The sequence below is a fragment of the Nocardia sp. NPDC060255 genome, assembly GCF_042727395.1.
Taxonomy (GTDB): domain Bacteria; phylum Actinomycetota; class Actinomycetes; order Mycobacteriales; family Mycobacteriaceae; genus Nocardia.
Window position 1 is genome coordinate 82773 of record NZ_JBHXAU010000032.1, and the last position, 15862, is coordinate 98634.

Below are 15862 nucleotides of genomic sequence, written 5' to 3' on the forward strand. Positions count from 1 at the left end.
CGGCGGCTCGATTCCGCGCGCGAGCAGCGGCGTGTCGGGCGCAGCGGGGTGTTGTTCGGTATGTGATCGTGACCACGCGGTGCGGGGGCGCGTGCTATGAGATTCACACGGTGTCGGGCTCACCGCTGCGGGACCTAGGGGCGCGCACAGCATACGATCGGGGCGTGACACAGGTGACCGACCAGCGCGCGACCGCTCCGTTCGGGGCCGTGCCCTCCTGGTCGAGCCCCGCGCCGCGGCGGCCATCGCCCGATTTCGGGCCGACCGATACCCTGCGCGGCTGGCTGGTCACCGCGTTCCTCACGGCCATCGCCGCGGTGACGCGGTTCACCATGCTCAACTATCCGACCGACGCGGGCACCCCGGTGTTCGACGAGAAGCATTACGCGCCGCAGGGCTGGCAGATGCTCAATGGTGGCGGGGTAGAAGACAATCCCGGCTACGGGCTGGTGGTGCATCCGCCGGTCGGCAAGCAGCTCATCGCGATCGGCGAGGCGATGTTCGGCTACAACGGCTGGGGCTGGCGCTTCGCCTCCGCGATGGTCGGCACCATCCTGATCCTGCTGGTGATCCGCATCGTGCGGCGGATGGCGCGGTCCACCCTGATCGGCGCGTTCGCGGGCATCCTGCTGATCGCCGACGGCACCACCTTCGTGTCCTCGCGCATCGGCATGCTCGACATCTTCCTGGCGTTCTTCGCCACCGCGGCCTTCGGCTGCCTGATCGTCGACCGCGACGAGGTGCGGGCCCGGATGGCGCGCGCCGACGCCGAGGGCCGGATCGACGAGACCCCGTGGGGTCCGCGCCTCGGCGTGCGCTGGTGGCGGTTCGGGGCCGGCGTGCTGCTCGGATTGGCCTGCGGGACAAAATGGTCCGGCGTCTACTTCATCGTCGCCTTCGGCCTGCTCAGCGTCTGCTTCGATGTGGCGGCGCGGCGCGCCTACGGCGTGCGCAGTCCGTGGTTCGGCACCGGGATCCGCGATGTCGGGCCGGCGCTGTACGCGCTGGTGCTGATCCCGCTCGGGGTGTACCTCGGCACCTACTGGGCCTGGTTCGCCAGCGAGACCGGTATCGATCGGTACATGGTCGGCAACCCGTCCGCCCCGACGGAACCGATCGGCACCGGCGGCTTCTTCAGCTGGGTCCCCGACGCGTTGCGCTCGCTATGGTATTTCAGCGCCAGAGCACTGGAATTCCATGAAGGCCTGACCAATTCGGCGGGCAACCACCACCCGTGGGAATCCAAGCCGTGGACCTGGCCGATGGGCCTGCGGCCGATGCTCTACTACTACGCCGACAACGGCGTCAGCGGCTGCGGGCAGACCCAGTGCGTCAAGGCCGTGATGCTGATCGGCACCCCCGCGATCTGGTGGCTCGCCTTCCCGGTCATCGGCTGGATGGTGTGGCGCAGTGTGGTTCGCCGCGATTGGCGGTACGCCGCGGTGCTCGTCGGCTACGGCGCGGCGCTGCTGCCCTGGTTCCTGACCCTCGACCGGCAGATGTACTACTTCTACGCCGTCGCCCTCGCGCCGTTCCTGGTGATGGGCCTGGCCCTGGTGCTCGGCGACATCCTCGGCCCGTCCCGTCGAATACCGGTGCCGCGCAGTCCCGTCGGGACCTACCTACCGGTCTCCCCCGACGAACGACACGCCCTCGGTCTCCTAGCCGTCTGCCTCTACCTCGGCCTGGTGATCGCCAACTTCATCTGGCTCTGGCCCATCCTCACCGCACTCCCCATCACCCCCGGCAACTGGCACGACCATCTCTGGCTGCCGAGCTGGCGCTAACCCTCCAGTGCCGCTTTGACATAACGCAACGCGGCGGCGTCGTCCAGACCGAGACGGCGGACGGTGGCGACGTAGGCGGTGGCGGCGCGGCCTGCGACGTCGCGGGTCGGGTCGCCTGAGGAGGCGATGAAAGAGCCTTGTCTGCCCCGGGTTTCGACTACGCCGTCGGCCTCCAGCTCACGGTAGGCGCGGGCCACCGTGTTGGGGGCGAGGCCGAGTTGCGCGGCCAGCGCCCGCACGGTGGGGATCTTGGTGCCCGCGGTCAGTTCGCCGGAACGCACCTTGGCGATGATGCCCATGCGTAACTGCTCGTAGGGCGGGACGGCCGACTCATGCGACACGGTGATGTTGAACATGATTGGATCACAACTCATCCCGGGAGAGTGGACAGGACAGACAGCGGGGTCCGCCTCTACCGGAACCCAATTCGGAGCCGGGGATGCGCAGCACCTCGATGCCCGCGTCTTCCAGGCGCGCGTTGGTCATCTCGTTGCGCTCGTAGGCGGCGACCACGCCCGGCGCCAGCGCGAGGGTGTTGTTGCCGTCGTCCCACTGTTCGCGTTCGGCGGTGACGCCGTCCAACCCGGTGTCGATCACCCGGAGCTTGTCGATGCCCATCGCCTTGGCCGCGGCGACCAGGAACGGATCGGGTCCGCTCATCGCCACCTTGCCGTCGCCGTTGCGCGCGCTGTAGTCGTCCTCGCGTTGAATGGTGAACGCGCACAACGAGTCACGCACCGCCGGATACATCACCAGCGCGTCGCTGTCCACCATCGTGCAGACGGTGTCCAGATGCATGGTCGCCCGGTTCTGCGCGATCGGCACGACCAGCACGGTGTGCGCGAGATCGTCGTCGAACAGGCTGCGCGCCAACGCTTCCGCGCCCGCGGGCGAGGTGCGTTCGCCGACGCCGACCGCGACCACGCCGGGCGCGAGCAGCAGCACATCGCCGCCCTCGATGGGCGCGGTGTGTGACTCATAGGCCCGGCGCACCCCGAGGAAGCGCGGGTGAAAGGCATAGATCAGATCGGTGAGCGAGGTCTCCCTGATCCGAGCGGGCAGCGCCAGCGAGGTGATCGCGACGCGCGGCCCGATCCAGAACGAGGAGTCCCTGGTGAACAGCAGATTGGGCAGCGGATCGATGACGAAGTCGGCGCCGTGATGCATCCGGCGCACCAGCGAGGTGGCGTCGGGCCCGAACGGCAGTTCGTCGAAGGTCATCCCGGCCATCAGGATGTTGGCCAGGTCCCTGGCCCGGACGCCGCGCAGGAAGGCGGCGAGCTGGTCGGCCAGCGAGTGCCCGAGCCTGCGTGCGTCGACGGCGGCGGAAATGCCCTGGATGCGGGCGGCGCCGCTGACCGCGAGGGTCTCGGCGAGCAGGTCGGCCAGCAACAGCACCTCGACGCCGCGGTCGCGCAGCACACCGGTGAACGCGTCGTGCTCCTGCTGGGCCCGCTCCACCCACGGAATGCCGTCGAACAGCAGCTGATCGTTATTGCGCGGGGTGAGCCTGCGCAGTTCGTCGCCCGGCCGATGCAGCAGCACCGTGCGCAGCGTGCCGACCTCGGAGGTCACCGTCAACCGCGTGCCCGGACTGTCGGGGTCCAGCCCGTCGGAGTCCGAGTCCTCTCCGTGCCGCGCGGGCACAGCGTCTGCTCCCATGCTCAGACCGTAGTTCGCCGCGGCCACAAGAGCACGTAATTCGGGCCTTCGTTGCCGTCTTGCCGCGTGTGAAGTCGCTCGCTCTCGGATTATCGGGCCGACTTGCCGTTGGCCGATTCCTCCCCGAGCTCACCCTAACCTCAAGTATTGTTGAGGGGAATGGAGGAGCGTGCATGTCGACAGCCGATTGGCGAGCAAAGGAGCTGACCCCCGGGCAGCTTTCCGAGCGTAGCGGAGTAGCAGTTTCCGCGTTGCACTTCTACGAACGCGAAGGACTCATCAGCAGCCGCCGGACCAGCGGGAATCAACGCAGATATGCGCGAGAGACATTACGGCGGGTCGCCTTCATCCGTATCTCACAGCGGGTCGGCATCCCGCTCAGCGAAATTCGCGACGCCCTCGATCAGCTGCCGGAAGGCCGCAACCCCACGCGGCGCGACTGGGAGACGCTGTCCACCACCTGGCGCGCCGACCTCGACGACCGCATCACGCAGCTGATTCGGTTGCGCGACAACCTCACCGGCTGCATCGGCTGCGGCTGCCTGTCGCTGGGCAGCTGCAAACTCGTCAACGAACACGACCGGCTCGGCACCGAGGGTCCCGGCGCGCGCGTGCTCGACGTGCAGCTCAATTGCTCCGCGCGGCCAGCAACCGGGTGAAGCGGGCGCTGGCGCGACGCATCACGATCTCGTAGGGCAGCGCGAACTTTCGCGCCCACCAGTAGCCGAATCTGATGTCGAACGACGTGTAGATCAGGAACCGGTTGCGGGTGACGCCGCGCAGGATCGAGGCCGCCACATGATCCGGCGACACCGCGTGCTTGGTGAACGACTTGGTGAGCCGTTGAATCCGCGGCGACTCCCGGTCCACGCCGACCAGCTCGACGCTGTGCACCAGCGGCGTGTCCACCGCGCCGGGCACCACCAGGTGCACCGAGATGCCGTGCTGGTCCAGGTCGAACCGCAGCACCTCGGAGACGCCGCGGATGCCGTACTTGCTCGCGCTGTAGGCCGCGTGCCAGGGCAGCGCGAGCAGCCCGGCCGCCGAGGACACGTTGACCAGTGCGCCGCCCTTGCCCGCCCGCACCATGGGCGGCATGAAGTTCTCGATCACGTGGATCGGGCCCATCAGGTTGACGTCGACCATGCGCTTCCAGTGCTTGTGTTCGAGGTTCTCCACGGTGCCCCAGGCCGAGGTGCCCGCGACGTTCATCACGATGTCGAGGCTGCCGTGTTCGGCGTGCACCTTCTCGGCGAACGCGGTGACGGCGTCGTAGTCGGTGATGTCGAACGCCTCGGCGATGAGCACGACGCCACCGGCACTCCGGATGTCGGCCACCGTCGCGTCCAGCCCGGTTGCGTTGATATCGGTGAGTACCAGCTCGGCGCCCGCCGCGGCGGCCGCCAGCGCGGTGGATCGGCCTATTCCGCTCGCCGCGCCCGTGATCAGCACCTTCGCATCCCGCAATGTCCTGCGGCCTGGTCGCCCATTACCTCGCACTGCGCATCCCCATCTCGAATTGCTCGAATCGGCTCACCGCAGGGTACTTGGGGAACGCTCAGCGGCCCAGTACGGCGAGCATTCCGGCCACGGCCCGTGGCCAGGTGTATTGCTCGGCCCGGCTGCGGGCCGCCTTCCGCCGGCCGACCGTGGGCAGCGCGAGCACATCAGTGACCGCCTGCGCGAATGCCGAGCCGCGATCGTCGGCGACCGCGCCACACTCCGCGGTCACGATGTCTTTGAGCGCCGAGGACCGGCTCGCCACCACCGGCGTGCCCGCCGCGAGCGCCTCCAGCGCGGCCAGGCCGAAGGTCTCGTGCGGACCGGGAGCCAGCGAAACATCCGCGGTAGCAAGAAGTTTCGCTACCATCGCACGTTCGGAGATGAAGCCGGTGAAGTGCACAGCGGCCAGCCCGTTGGCCAAGGTGGGCAGCGCGCGTGCCCGGCGCTCCAGCGCCTCGCGGCGCGGGCCGTCACCGGCGACGACCAGCCGAACCTCGGTGCCCGCCTTGCGGAGTGCGGCGACCGCCTCGATACTGCGCTCCACCCGCTTCTCCACCGACAACCTGCCGCAATGCACGAGCAGCGGATGGCCCGGCGCGCCGAGATCGGCGCGCAACCGGTCGTCCTGCCTGCGCGGGCTGAACAGCTCCAGATCCACCCCGAGCGGCACCAGTTCGACGTTCGGCGCGCCGATCCGCAGGAACTCCTCGCGCGCGAATTCGGTAGTGCAGACCACGATGTCGTAATCGGCGGCGGTGCGGCCGTTGGCCACGTCGGCACAGCGACGAGCCGCCTGACCTGGCATGAACTGTCCGAGCAGCCGGTCGAGTCGTTCGTGCGAGATCATCACGCCCGCCACATCGCGCCGCCTGGCCCAGCGGCCGAAGCCACGCAGCGTCAGCCGGTCCGATACCTCGAGCACATCGGGCCGCAGCCCGTTCAACACATCGGCCACCCGCCGCGGGTCGGCCGCCCGGTAGCCACCGGTCCACGGAATAGCCAAGGCGGGCAAGGTTATTCGCACCACGCCGGTTGGCAGTATCTCCTCGGATCGGCGCGCACCCGGCACGATGAGCACCACTTCGTGCCCGGCCGAGGCATAGCCCTCGCCGAGATGATGCAGGGCAGTGCGCAGCCCACCCGAACGCGGGCCGTAGAAGTTCGCAAGCTGAACTATGCGCACATCGCCGATGGTGCAGCCAGTCGGGTTACCTTCGGGACCGGTGCGCCCAACGCGGCATGAACACCCGTGAAAGACCCGGCGAACCTGCTTGTCAGCGGTATTCCCGGCGCACTGAGATGGGCCGGTGCCCGCTTTCGGCAGACATCGGCGACGGCTCCGCCGCGGGTCAGATTCCCGCGGTACCGCGGCTGGCCCGAGGCAGATCGAGATCCAGCGGGATGCGGCCGACCGCGAGATGGGCCTCCACCTCGTCGGCGGGCATCGGCCTGGCGATCAAAAAGCCTTGTGCCCGATAGCAACCCAGCCCGACCAGGGTGCGCGCGGCCACCGCGGTCTCGACGCCCTCGCCGACCACCCCGAGACCGAACGAACCGGCAAGTCCGATAATGGATTTCACGATCGCGAGATCGTCCGTGCTGGCGCCGAGGCGCTGCACGAAGCCGCGGTCGATCTTCACCGCGTCGACCGGCAGCGCCTTCAGATGCGACAGCGAGCTGTAGCCGGTGCCGAAATCGTCGATCGCGATCTGCACGCCCATCCGCTTGAGCCCACGCAACGTGACCTGGGTGCGCGCCAGATCCTGCACCACGACATGCTCGGTGATCTCCAGGCAGATCGAGCTGCCGTCGATGCCGAACAGCCGCAGGATGTCCTCGATCCGCTCCACGAAGTCCAGGCTGACCAGCTGCACCGGCGAAACATTGATCCGCATAACCACATTCGCGGCCAGGCCGCGCCTGCGCCACTCGGCGAACTGGGCGCACGCCGACCGGATCACCCAGCGGCCGAGCTCGCCGGCCAGGTTGGTCGCCTCCGCCACGGTGACGAACGCCGCGGGCGGCAGCAGGCCCCTGGTCGGATGCAGCCAGCGGACCAGCGCCTCCAGCGCGACGATCCGGCCGGTCCGCAGGTCGACCTCGGGCTGATAGTGCAACAGCAGAGACCCGTCGGACACCGCGCCGCGCAGGTTCAGCTCCACGTCGTCCTGCAGTTCGAACTGGGCCCGCATGGCATCGGTGAACACCGCAACGCCGTTGCCGCCGCCCGATTTCGCCGAGAGCAGCGCGTGGTCGGCCCGGCGCAGCACATCGGCGACGGTGGTCTCGCCGGGAATGCCGACGGCGACGCCGATGCTGGCCGCGCGGCTCACCGATTCGCCGCCGACGGTGACCCGGCGTCCGATGAGCTGCTGGATCCGGGTGCCCTCCTCCTCGGCCGCGACCGCGTCCATCGGCTTGGCGGGCACGATGACGAACTCGTCGCCGCCGAGGCGCGCGATCATGTCGTCCGGGTCGAGGTGCTCGCGCAGCCGCGAGGACAGCGTGCGGATGAAGTTGTCGCCCGCGGTGTGCCCGAGGAAGTCGTTGAGCGCCTTGAGCCGATCCAGGTCGAGGAAGAACGCCGCCACCGGACCGGGACTGCCCGGCTCGAGCCGCTCCTCCATGTGCTCGAGCAGCGCGCGGCGGTTGGCGAGTCCGGTGAGGTCGTCGTGCAAGGCGATGTAGCGCAGCCGTTCCTCGGCGACGACCCGCGCCTGCAGCTGGGCGAACAGCGCGGCGATCGCCTTGAGCACGTTGAGCTCGCGGGTGCTCCACTCCCGATCGCCGGTCTTGATGAAGCCGAGCACGCCGGTCGACTCGCCGCGCGAGAGCAGCGGCACCGCGGCGGTGGTGACGACGGGGATGCCGGAGGCCCGGCGCATCGTTTCCTGATAGTCGGCGAATTCCGGCGTGGGCCGGGCGATCATCGGCTCGGTCGCGTGCTCGAACGCGCGGAACACCGGATCGGCGCCCTCGAAGTAGACCACCTCGAGCGGATCCGGATCGGGCACCTGCGGGCGGTGCGGCCACTCCGCGATCAGCACCGATGCTCTGCGCTCGCGGTCGGTGTGGCGCACGTAGCTGAAGTCGACGTCGAAGTATTCGACCAGCTGGGCCAGCACCCGCTCGGTCGCCTCGGCCATGGTCGTGGCGTCGACACCCATCAGCTCGGAGGCGACCTGGGTCACCAATGAGTCGAGCGTCCGCCGAGGCACCTTGTCTCCGATCACGCTATCCACGGGTGTCCACGCCAGGCATCGGCCGCCGTCGGCCCGGGAGCCGCCGGCTACGACCCCGGGCGGCGGCCGAATCGCTCAGGCATGGCACCAACGCCATGGTCTCATGCTCAGGTACTGAGAGCAGGTCCGAGAAACGAAGCGACGCCAGTCTATCCACGAAAACCGGGAAAATCGTGGCCGGTGCGCGGCGGAGTCGCGCTTTTCGGCTGCTGTCGTCACGCATCGTCACCCCACCGTTCCGGGGTCGGTATCCGACGCACGGCGCCGGTGCCGTTCGATTCGAATCGGCGAGCCTTGCAATTCATCGGCAATTGCCCAATGGGACCGATTATCCCACCGGATCGGATCGGTCGAACGATGATCTTCCGAATCGGGGCCCGGCGGGAAATGACCTGCTACCGTCCCACCGAAGCCGCCAGCAACCCGGATCGGCGCGGCGGCGGTGCTCGCCTCGACAGCCATACTGTTCCTACTCCGTTGCTCCGCATCCTCACGCGGTCGTCGAACCGGGGCCGACATCCCCACCCGAATCCTGCTTTCCGGACGAGTTTGCCTAGGGCAGTATCCGTCATCCAGCAGGAATTGACCAGATGTCTGGTTAATCTTCCGAAAACTGGATGGACCCTCGCAAATTCCCCCTGGTCAGAACCCATCTTGCGGTTGAGCAAAATACCAGAGAGACCGGTCGGTTCTAGTGCAGCTAACCATCAGCAAGCTAGACGAGGATGGAGATGAACAGCTCCACCGAGTCCGGTCCCTGCCAGATCTCGATCTCTTCCCGATAGGCCCTGGTGATCTCGGCCGAGGCGGTCGCGTCGTCGACCTGGGCCCACACGTCCTCCACCGGATCGTGGTAGTCCCCGTTCGGTGCGAAGCGGGCATAGACGCCCTTGGGCACGCGCACCAGGACATCGCCGATCGGCACCGACTCGGGCTCGCGGTACTCGAAGCAGACCACCGCGTTGTAGTTGCCCGCCGGGTCCGGCACGTACACCGTGAACATCGGCCGGTCGGCGCCCTTGCGGTCGCGCAGCCGGTCCTTCAGGAACTCGATCAGGTCACTGTTACTGACCTTGAAGCTCGGACGCACCCTCGGCACCACCAGGCCGCCGTAAATCGCCTCACCACGCACTGCGATCGCATAACTCATTTGGCGTCGACCGCCAGGTAGAGCTCGATCTTGTAGGCGTGCGGGTAGCACTCGAAGTCGCCGGTGTAGGTCCGCTTGATCTGGTTGTGTTCCTCGGCGTACGCGATCTGGGTCCAGAGGTCGGTCATCACCTGCGGGAAGTTACCGACCGAGGAGAACCTCGCATAGGTGCCGCGCGGCAGCCGGGCCACCAGATGGCCGCGGGTGACGTCGCCGAAGGACGCGCACTCGTAGCCGACGATCTGCGTGTTGTACGTGCCGAGCTCGCCGGTGTAGTCGGTGTAGGCACTGGCGAGCGGGCCACCGAGCTCCTGGTGCAGCACGGTCGCCCAGGCCGCCTCCAGGTCGTGATCACGCAGCTCTCCGAGCGCACGTTTAGGGCTGCGCACCGGCAACCCGGCAACCCACGTCTCGTCCCGCTCGACGATTTCAAACTGCATGGAAAGACTCTTTCGAGATGAATCCGGGGGCTGAGCGCACATCCGGTCGGTCAGAAAGGCCATGCTATCAACACAGACCGCGTGGTCACGATCACATGTCCGCCTTGTTTCTCACATTCGCGACGGTCCCGAACTGGACAAATGACCTGCCAGAGCGAAAGTGGCGACCACCCCACCGGCGCGCCGGCACCACGCCTACCGTGACTCTCGTGTGCCACACCATCGCCGAACTGGACGCCGCGGTCGCCGACTGCTTCGCCTGCCCGCGCCTCGTCGCCTGGCGGGAACAGGTGGCGCGGGAGAAGCGCGCGGCGTTCCGGGACGAAACCTATTGGGGACGGCCGGTTCCCGGGTACGGGCCGGACGATGCGCGATTGCTGGTCGTCGGGCTGGCGCCGGCCGCGCACGGCGGCAACAGAACCGGCCGCATGTTCACCGGCGACCGCAGCGGTGACGTGCTCTACGCGGCCATGCACGCGGTCGGCCTGGCCAGCCAGCCGACGGCGACGCACCGCGACGACGGCTTGCGCCTGCATGGCGTCCGGGTCACCTCGCCGGTGCACTGCGCGCCGCCGGACAACAAGCCGACACCGGACGAGCGCGACCGGTGCAGGCACTGGCTGGCGACCGAATTCGCGTTGCTCGCACCGACTGTCCGCGCGGTGGTGGTGCTCGGCGGGTTCGGCTGGCAGGCGCTGCTCCCCGTGCTGGCGGACGCGGGCTGGACCATGCCACGCCCGCGACCGAAGTTCGGGCACGGTGCGCACGTGCAGCTCTCCCCCGCCGACGCGGACCGCGCACCGTTGCATCTGTTCGGCTGCTACCACGTCAGCCAGCAGAACACCTTCACCGGCCGGCTCACCCCCGCGATGGTCGAGGCGGTGCTGAGCACGGCGGCGCAGGCGGCGGGACTCGACGTCCACCGGCCCGGCTAGCTCGTCGAGACTCGCTGGGGTCGAGCGGCGCACGTTATCGTTGTCCCGGGGAGTCGGGAGCCTGGCCGGGAGATGTTCGCGGCACGGCTTCGATGGAGGAGCAGGGCGGGTCTCGGCGCGCCCATTTCGAACGGAGCGAACGTTGCCCAGTAACCAAATGGTGTTCCTGCTGGTGGATCTCGTGCTCATCGCGGTGGCGGCGCGGTTGCTGGGCAGGCTGGCCCGGCGGCTCGGCCAGCCGCCGGTCATCGGTGAAATCGCGGCCGGGATCATCGCGGGACCCACGATTCTCGGGGCACATCTGTCCGGCATCGTCTTTCCGCAGGATGTCCGTTCCTACCTGAGCGCCTTCGCGAATGTCGGCGTGATGATCTTCATGTTCCTGGCCGGGCTGGAGATCGATCGTGGCTCGTTCAACGGCAATCGCCGTGCCGTGGCCAGTGTTTCGCTGTCGGCCTACTTCGTGCCGTTCGCGCTCGGCTGCGGGGTCGCCCTCGCCGTGCTGTCGAGATACCACCAGGGCAACCGGCTGACCTTCGCCCTGTTCATCGGCTGCGCGCTCGCCGTCACCGCGTTCCCGGTGCTGGCCCGCATCCTGATCGAGCGCGACCTGATGGGCACCAGGATCGGGCAGCTCAGCATGGCCAGCGCGGCCATCGACGACATCTTGGCGTGGACCGTGCTGGCCTTCGTCATCGGCCTGGCCCGACCGGGCGCGAGCACCCAGTGGAAGCTGCTGCTCTTCGTGCCACTGGTCGCGGCGATGTGGTGGCTGGTGCGCCCCCTGCTCACCCGCGCTTCCCGCTCCACGGCGGCGACCAGCAACAATACGATGATCTTCCTCGCCGTCTGCGGCGCGCTGATCTGCGGCGCGGCCACCGAATGGATCGGCTTACACCTGATCTTCGGCGCCTTCCTGTTCGGCGTCATCTTCCCGCGCACCCACCGGCCGGTGGTGGAAACCGGTGCGCAACTGCTGAGTTCGGTCTTTCTGCCCGCCTTCTTCGTCATCGCGGGACTCCAGGTGGATCTCACCTCGCTGGACCGGGCGGGCGTCCTCGAGATGCTGGCGATCCTGCTGACCGCGCTGGCCGGAAAGCTCGGCGGCACCTATCTCGCCGCGCGTGCCAACGGCATCCAGCCGCGCGAGGCGGGTGCGCTGGCGAGCCTGATGAACACCAGGGGGCTCACCGAACTCATCATCCTGAACATCGGGCTCACCACGGGACTCATCGGTGTACAGCTGTACTCGATCCTGGTCGTGATGGCCCTGGTGACCACGGCCATGACGTCGCCGTTGCTGCGGCTGCTCAACGTGACGCCCGAGCTCGGCCGCCTGCCGATCCCGGTGACGGCGGAGCCCCGGCTGGCGTCAACGCCGGAAGGTGCGGCGTAGGTCCGCGATCCAGGCCTCGGGAACTTCCCAGGGGATGAAGTGACCGCCCGCCTCGTGCGCGGTGAGGTTGACGTGGTTGTACCAGTCGGCGCGGTCGCTGCCGAGCCAGCTCTGCACGCGTTGCTCGGGAGTGGTTACGCCCGGCGGGTTTTCGTGGCCGACGAAGGTGATACCGGTGGGCGCCTCGACAATGGGGACACGGTCGTGCACGGGCGTCCACGGGTAGCGATTCGCGTTGGCGTAGTAGCGGATCGAGGTGCCGATGGCGTTGTTGACCCAGAAGATCATCGCGTGGGTGAGCAGGTCGTCCTTGGTGAAGACGGTCTCGATATCGCCGTGGTTGTCGCTCCAGGTGACCCAGCGCTGCAGGATCCAGGCGAGCAGGCCGACGGGTGAGTCGGTGAGACCGTAGGCGAGCGTGCTCGGTTCGAGCACATGGGCGGCGAGATGGACGGCGAAGCGGTGCTCCAAGGAGAGAAACTGCTGATAGGCGGGCTCGGATAGACCCGACGGAATCGGTTGTCCCCCACTGAGATCCCAGGCACGATCGCCGTTGAAGAGGGTGAGTTTGAGGCCGGAGCCGATGTGGATGCCGTACAGCTCGTCCGCGTACTTGTGGCCGAGTTGCCCGGTGACGAGAGCACCGACATCGCATCCCGCGGCGGCGTACTTCGGATGGCCGAGGACCTCGGTCATCAGCGTGTGCCAGAGGTCGGCGACCTTCCAGAAGTTCATGTCGGGGTTCTTCGGCAGCGGCGTGGAGAACCCGAAACCGGGCAGCGAGGGGACGATGACGTCGAACGCGTCGGCCGGGTCGCCGCCGAAGGCCGCCGGGTCGGCGAGTTGGTCGATCACCTTGGACCAGTGCCAGAAGGTCCACGGCCAGCCGTGCGTGAGGATCAACGGGGTCGGATCGGGGCCGACGCCCGGCTTGCGCAGGAAGTGGATCGGCACGCCCTCGACGCTCACGCGGTAGTGGTCGTAGGCGTTGATCGCGGATTCGGCTTTGCGCCAGTCGTATTCGTCGCGCCAGTAGTCGACCAGTTCCTGCAGATAGCGGCGGCCGATGCCGTAGTGCCAGTCGTCGTTGCCGACGTCGTCGGGCCATCTGGTGAGCCGAAGCCGCGCCCTGAGATCGTCCAGCACGTCGTCGGCGACGTGGATGGGCGCGGCCTGGAGTGGAAACGTCGATGTCATGAAAGTCCTTCCGGCACAGCGGCGGCCATCGACCAGCGCTCGGTGTCCAGCAGCGCGGCCATTCGATCCAGCGCGGGCAGCGCCGCGCTGATCGCCGCTCGCTCCTCGGGCGTCCGCGCCTCGACCAACTCGGTGAATCGACGAACCCGCTCCCGGTGCCGGGTCCGCACGATCCGCGCGACCGCCTCTCTATTTAAGCTGTTCACCCAGTTTCGAGCAGCACGGCGGTCCGTGACAGCGGGCTCGCGGGCGACAGGCCGCGCGGGTAGTGGGTATCTTCGCTGGTGGGACCTAGTGTTCGGGGATGGCTAACCTGCGCGGTCAGCATGAGCGGCGACGGACACGGGCCGAATGGTGGGCGATGGTGCGGGCTTCGCCGTATCTGCCCGCGACGGTGCTGGTGCTGTTGGTGACCGCCGCGGCGGGGTTGTTCGCTGGGTCGTACACCTACGCGTTGGCGAATCCGACGCCGCGCCAGATTCCGATTGCCGTGATCGGGGCGGAGCAGGAAACGTCGGTTCAGCGATTCCTGACGGAGTTGCAACGCTCACTGGATAATTCGCTGACTGTTCGCTCGTACGACAGTGCCGCGGCGGCGCGGTCGGCGATCGAGGACCAGAAGGTCTTCGCGATCGTCACCGCGCGCCGGCCCGGTGTCGGCCTCGACATCTCGAGCGCTTCCGGCCAATCGGTGGCCCAGCTGATCACCCAGGTCGCCACGACGGCCGGACCCGCGGTGGCGGTTCCGGTCGAGGTCACCGACGTGGTGCCACTGCAACGCGGCGATCCGCGCGGACTCGCGATCTTCTATATCTCGCTGGCCGCGGTGATCATCGGTTTCGTCGGCGCGACCCAATTCAGCGTGCACGCCGCGGCATTGAACCCCCTCGAGCGGATCGGCTTTACCGCGCTGTACGCGGTGAGCGGTGGCTTTGCCATTGCGGCGGTGGCGGATTGGGTGCTCGGCGCGGTCCGCCTGCCGTATCTGGAGTCGTGGGGAATTCTGTCGCTGACGATGTTCACCTCCGGCATGGTGTTCACCATGTTCAACACCCTGTTCGGGCGGTGGGCGATCCTGCCGACCTGGGGTCTGATGGTGCTGCTCGGCAACCCGTCCTCCGGCGGCGCGGTGTCCTGGCCGCTGCTGCCGTCGCTGCTCGGCCACATCGGCCGCTGGCTGCCGCCGGGCGCATCGGTGAACGCGCAGCACACAGCGGTGTATTTCCATACGCACCAACACCTTCTACCGTTCCTCGTGCTCGCGGGCTGGGCACTGGTGGCCTGTGCGGTGTTCTGGATCTGGCGCCGCCGTCATCCCGGCGGCCGGCCTACCGGCAACGCGCACGCGGCGCGCTCACGCGGCCGGGAAGTGGTCGGCGAGAAACTTGCCGAAGACCTGCCGTGACAGCTGGGTGCCCCAGCTCGCCCAGGTGAAGTCGTAGATGTGTTCGCCGTAAGGCACTGCGAGCAACTGGTTTTCGACGCCGACCCGGCGCAACCGTTCGGCGAGTTCGGCCGAGCCGCGGTACGGCGCGACGTGGTCCCGATTGCCGTGCATGAGCAGCGTCGGCGGCACGTTCGGGCGGACATAGGTGACCGGCGAGGCCGCCTTGTAGCGATCGGGGACCTGGTCCGGGGTGCCACCGGTGTAGTCCTGCAGAAAGGTGTGCATCCGCCCCGGCAAACCGGTGTCGCGCCACGCCTCGACCAGGTCGGGCACCGGATAGAACGCCGCGACCGCCTTGACCGCCGTGTCGGTGACCGCGCAGCTCGGCGCCACCCGCTCGTCGGCGTAGGCCCCCATCAGCGCGAGATTGCCGCCCGCCGAACCGCCCGCGAGCATCACCCGCTCGGGATCGATGCCGTACTTCGCCGCCTGCTGCTTGACCCAGCCGACGGCACACTTCACGTCCGCGGGCGATTGATTCCAGCGCGCGGGCGGAGTCAGCCGGTAGTCGATGGCGAAGACGGCATATCCCTTGTCGTTCAACCACTTATGCCACATCGGCGCCTCGCCGCGGTCACCGTTGCGCCAGCCGCCACCGTGCACCCACACCACCGCGGGTCGCGGCCGCTCCGCCGGGCCCTCGGGCAGCTTCACATCGAGCTTCAGGTCCTGACCGTCCACGGTGTTGTACACGGTGCTCAACGATTCGACCGGTGCGCCGGTGTTCGTGCCGCCGGACAGATAGTCGCCGATCGACAGGGTCGCGTCCTGCCGCACGGCCGTCCCCCACGACGCGGCCATCGGGAAGCCGGCGGCGACCACGCCGAGCAGGCACACCAGCCCGGTCGCCGCCGCCACCCGGCGCACCCCGGCCCGGCCCTTCTTCCCGAAGGCGATCAGCGACAACACGAATCCGGCCAGCCCGAGCGGAATCAGGTACAGCCCATAGTCACTCACCACATGCGTCAGCACCACGAAGGGCGCGGGAATCCGCACCGCGATGATCACGTAAATGAACAGCACCATCAGCCCGGCGACCCCGGCCGCCGATGCCGCGACCAGCCAACGAATGACCATTCGCTCATTAACCCACGACCGTCCGT

Annotated in this window: 16 protein-coding genes; 5 read left to right on the plus strand and 11 right to left on the minus strand. The window is 68.0% G+C overall.

The genetic code is table 11. The annotated features are described in order from the left end of the window. The first annotated feature begins 164 nt into the window (after positions 1-164). Positions 165-1787 (plus strand): dolichyl-phosphate-mannose--protein mannosyltransferase, encoded by a 1623-nt coding sequence (locus ACFWF1_RS38645; protein ID WP_379281020.1) that lies wholly within the window; start codon positions 165-167, stop codon positions 1785-1787. Here ACFWF1_RS38645 and ACFWF1_RS38650 read toward each other — a convergent pair. Together ACFWF1_RS38650 and arcA are read right to left on the minus strand one after the other, a co-directional pair. Next, positions 1784-2143: a GntR family transcriptional regulator gene (locus ACFWF1_RS38650; protein WP_135237604.1), complete on the minus strand. Its 360-nt coding sequence runs from the start codon at positions 2141-2143 to the stop codon at positions 1784-1786. The two genes, ACFWF1_RS38645 and ACFWF1_RS38650, sit on opposite strands and share 4 nt — an antisense overlap. A 7-nt stretch (positions 2144-2150) precedes the next feature. Next, on the minus strand, positions 2151-3449 hold the full coding sequence (arcA, locus tag ACFWF1_RS38655) for an arginine deiminase (RefSeq protein ID WP_379281021.1): 1299 nt from the start codon (positions 3447-3449) through the stop codon (positions 2151-2153). A gap of 173 nt (positions 3450-3622) precedes the next feature. On the opposite strand from arcA, the gene soxR reads away from it, so the two are divergent. Then, positions 3623-4108: a redox-sensitive transcriptional activator SoxR gene (soxR, locus tag ACFWF1_RS38660; RefSeq protein WP_150402090.1), complete on the plus strand. Its 486-nt coding sequence runs from the start codon at positions 3623-3625 to the stop codon at positions 4106-4108. Here soxR and ACFWF1_RS38665 read toward each other — a convergent pair. The 6 genes from ACFWF1_RS38665 to ACFWF1_RS38690 all read right to left on the minus strand — a co-directional run bounded on the left by ACFWF1_RS38665 (position 4077) and on the right by ACFWF1_RS38690 (position 9784). Continuing rightward, positions 4077-4901 (minus strand): SDR family oxidoreductase, encoded by an 825-nt coding sequence (locus ACFWF1_RS38665; RefSeq protein WP_379281022.1) that lies wholly within the window; start codon positions 4899-4901, stop codon positions 4077-4079. The genes soxR and ACFWF1_RS38665 overlap by 32 nt on opposite strands. Positions 4902-5007: 106 nt before the next feature. Then, complete coding sequence (locus tag ACFWF1_RS38670; RefSeq protein ID WP_379281023.1) at positions 5008-6135, minus strand: glycosyltransferase; 1128 nt, start codon at positions 6133-6135, stop codon at positions 5008-5010. 166 nt (positions 6136-6301) lie between these two features. Beyond that, entirely contained in the window at positions 6302-8119 is a 1818-nt protein-coding gene (locus ACFWF1_RS38675) for a putative bifunctional diguanylate cyclase/phosphodiesterase (RefSeq protein WP_379281217.1), read from the minus strand. A gap of 300 nt (positions 8120-8419) precedes the next feature. Further along, positions 8420-8656, minus strand: coding sequence for a hypothetical protein (locus tag ACFWF1_RS38680; RefSeq protein ID WP_379281024.1), 237 nt, complete (start codon positions 8654-8656; stop codon positions 8420-8422). Positions 8657-8909: 253 nt separating this feature from the next. Next, a complete protein-coding gene (locus ACFWF1_RS38685; protein ID WP_357381642.1) occupies positions 8910-9344 on the minus strand; it encodes an effector binding domain-containing protein in 435 nt (144 codons plus the stop codon). Further along, a complete protein-coding gene (locus ACFWF1_RS38690) occupies positions 9341-9784 on the minus strand; it encodes a GyrI-like domain-containing protein (RefSeq protein WP_357381644.1) in 444 nt (147 codons plus the stop codon). The genes ACFWF1_RS38685 and ACFWF1_RS38690 overlap by 4 nt, the downstream gene beginning before the upstream one ends. Positions 9785-9993: 209 nt before the next feature. Between ACFWF1_RS38690 and ACFWF1_RS38695 the strand changes: the two genes are divergently transcribed. Both ACFWF1_RS38695 and ACFWF1_RS38700 read left to right on the plus strand, forming a co-directional pair. After that, the gene (locus ACFWF1_RS38695) at positions 9994-10719 is read left to right on the plus strand and encodes a uracil-DNA glycosylase (RefSeq protein ID WP_379281025.1); all 726 of its coding nucleotides are present in this window, start codon (positions 9994-9996) and stop codon (positions 10717-10719) included. A 142-nt stretch (positions 10720-10861) separates the two neighbouring features. Further along, positions 10862-12115 carry a cation:proton antiporter gene (locus tag ACFWF1_RS38700; protein ID WP_379281026.1) on the plus strand — a complete coding sequence of 418 codons (1254 nt, stop codon included), beginning with the start codon at positions 10862-10864 and terminating at the stop codon, positions 12113-12115. On the opposite strand, the gene ACFWF1_RS38705 is transcribed toward ACFWF1_RS38700, so the two are convergent. Further along, positions 12092-13312: an epoxide hydrolase family protein gene (locus ACFWF1_RS38705; RefSeq protein WP_379281027.1), complete on the minus strand. Its 1221-nt coding sequence runs from the start codon at positions 13310-13312 to the stop codon at positions 12092-12094. The two genes, ACFWF1_RS38700 and ACFWF1_RS38705, sit on opposite strands and share 24 nt — an antisense overlap. Further along, the gene (locus tag ACFWF1_RS38710; RefSeq protein ID WP_379281028.1) at positions 13309-13482 is read right to left on the minus strand and encodes a hypothetical protein; all 174 of its coding nucleotides are present in this window, start codon (positions 13480-13482) and stop codon (positions 13309-13311) included. Before ACFWF1_RS38710 ends, ACFWF1_RS38705 begins: the two co-directional genes overlap by 4 nt. Before the next feature lie 134 nt (positions 13483-13616). Between ACFWF1_RS38710 and ACFWF1_RS38715 the strand changes: the two genes are divergently transcribed. Further along, complete coding sequence (locus tag ACFWF1_RS38715) at positions 13617-14717, plus strand: ABC transporter permease (protein ID WP_379281029.1); 1101 nt, start codon at positions 13617-13619, stop codon at positions 14715-14717. On the opposite strand, the gene ACFWF1_RS38720 is transcribed toward ACFWF1_RS38715, so the two are convergent. Further along, positions 14667-15836 (minus strand): alpha/beta hydrolase fold domain-containing protein, encoded by a 1170-nt coding sequence (locus ACFWF1_RS38720; RefSeq protein ID WP_379281030.1) that lies wholly within the window; start codon positions 15834-15836, stop codon positions 14667-14669. The two genes, ACFWF1_RS38715 and ACFWF1_RS38720, sit on opposite strands and share 51 nt — an antisense overlap. Between the last annotated feature and the right edge of the window lie 26 nt (positions 15837-15862).

Coding starts and splice junctions, on each gene's coding strand:
- ACFWF1_RS38685 (WP_357381642.1), bottom strand. CDS start 9,344: ATGAGTTATGCGATCGCAGTGCGTGGTGAGGCGATTTACGGCGGCCTG.
- soxR (WP_150402090.1), top strand. CDS start 3,623: ATGTCGACAGCCGATTGGCGAGCAAAGGAGCTGACCCCCGGGCAGCTT.
- ACFWF1_RS38705 (WP_379281027.1), bottom strand. CDS start 13,312: ATGACATCGACGTTTCCACTCCAGGCCGCGCCCATCCACGTCGCCGAC.
- arcA (WP_379281021.1), bottom strand. CDS start 3,449: ATGGGAGCAGACGCTGTGCCCGCGCGGCACGGAGAGGACTCGGACTCC.
- ACFWF1_RS38690 (WP_357381644.1), bottom strand. CDS start 9,784: ATGCAGTTTGAAATCGTCGAGCGGGACGAGACGTGGGTTGCCGGGTTG.
- ACFWF1_RS38720 (WP_379281030.1), bottom strand. CDS start 15,836: ATGGTCATTCGTTGGCTGGTCGCGGCATCGGCGGCCGGGGTCGCCGGG.
- ACFWF1_RS38680 (WP_379281024.1), bottom strand. CDS start 8,656: ATGGCTGTCGAGGCGAGCACCGCCGCCGCGCCGATCCGGGTTGCTGGC.
- ACFWF1_RS38715 (WP_379281029.1), top strand. CDS start 13,617: ATGGCTAACCTGCGCGGTCAGCATGAGCGGCGACGGACACGGGCCGAA.
- ACFWF1_RS38675 (WP_379281217.1), bottom strand. CDS start 8,119: ATGGGTGTCGACGCCACGACCATGGCCGAGGCGACCGAGCGGGTGCTG.
- ACFWF1_RS38650 (WP_135237604.1), bottom strand. CDS start 2,143: ATGTTCAACATCACCGTGTCGCATGAGTCGGCCGTCCCGCCCTACGAG.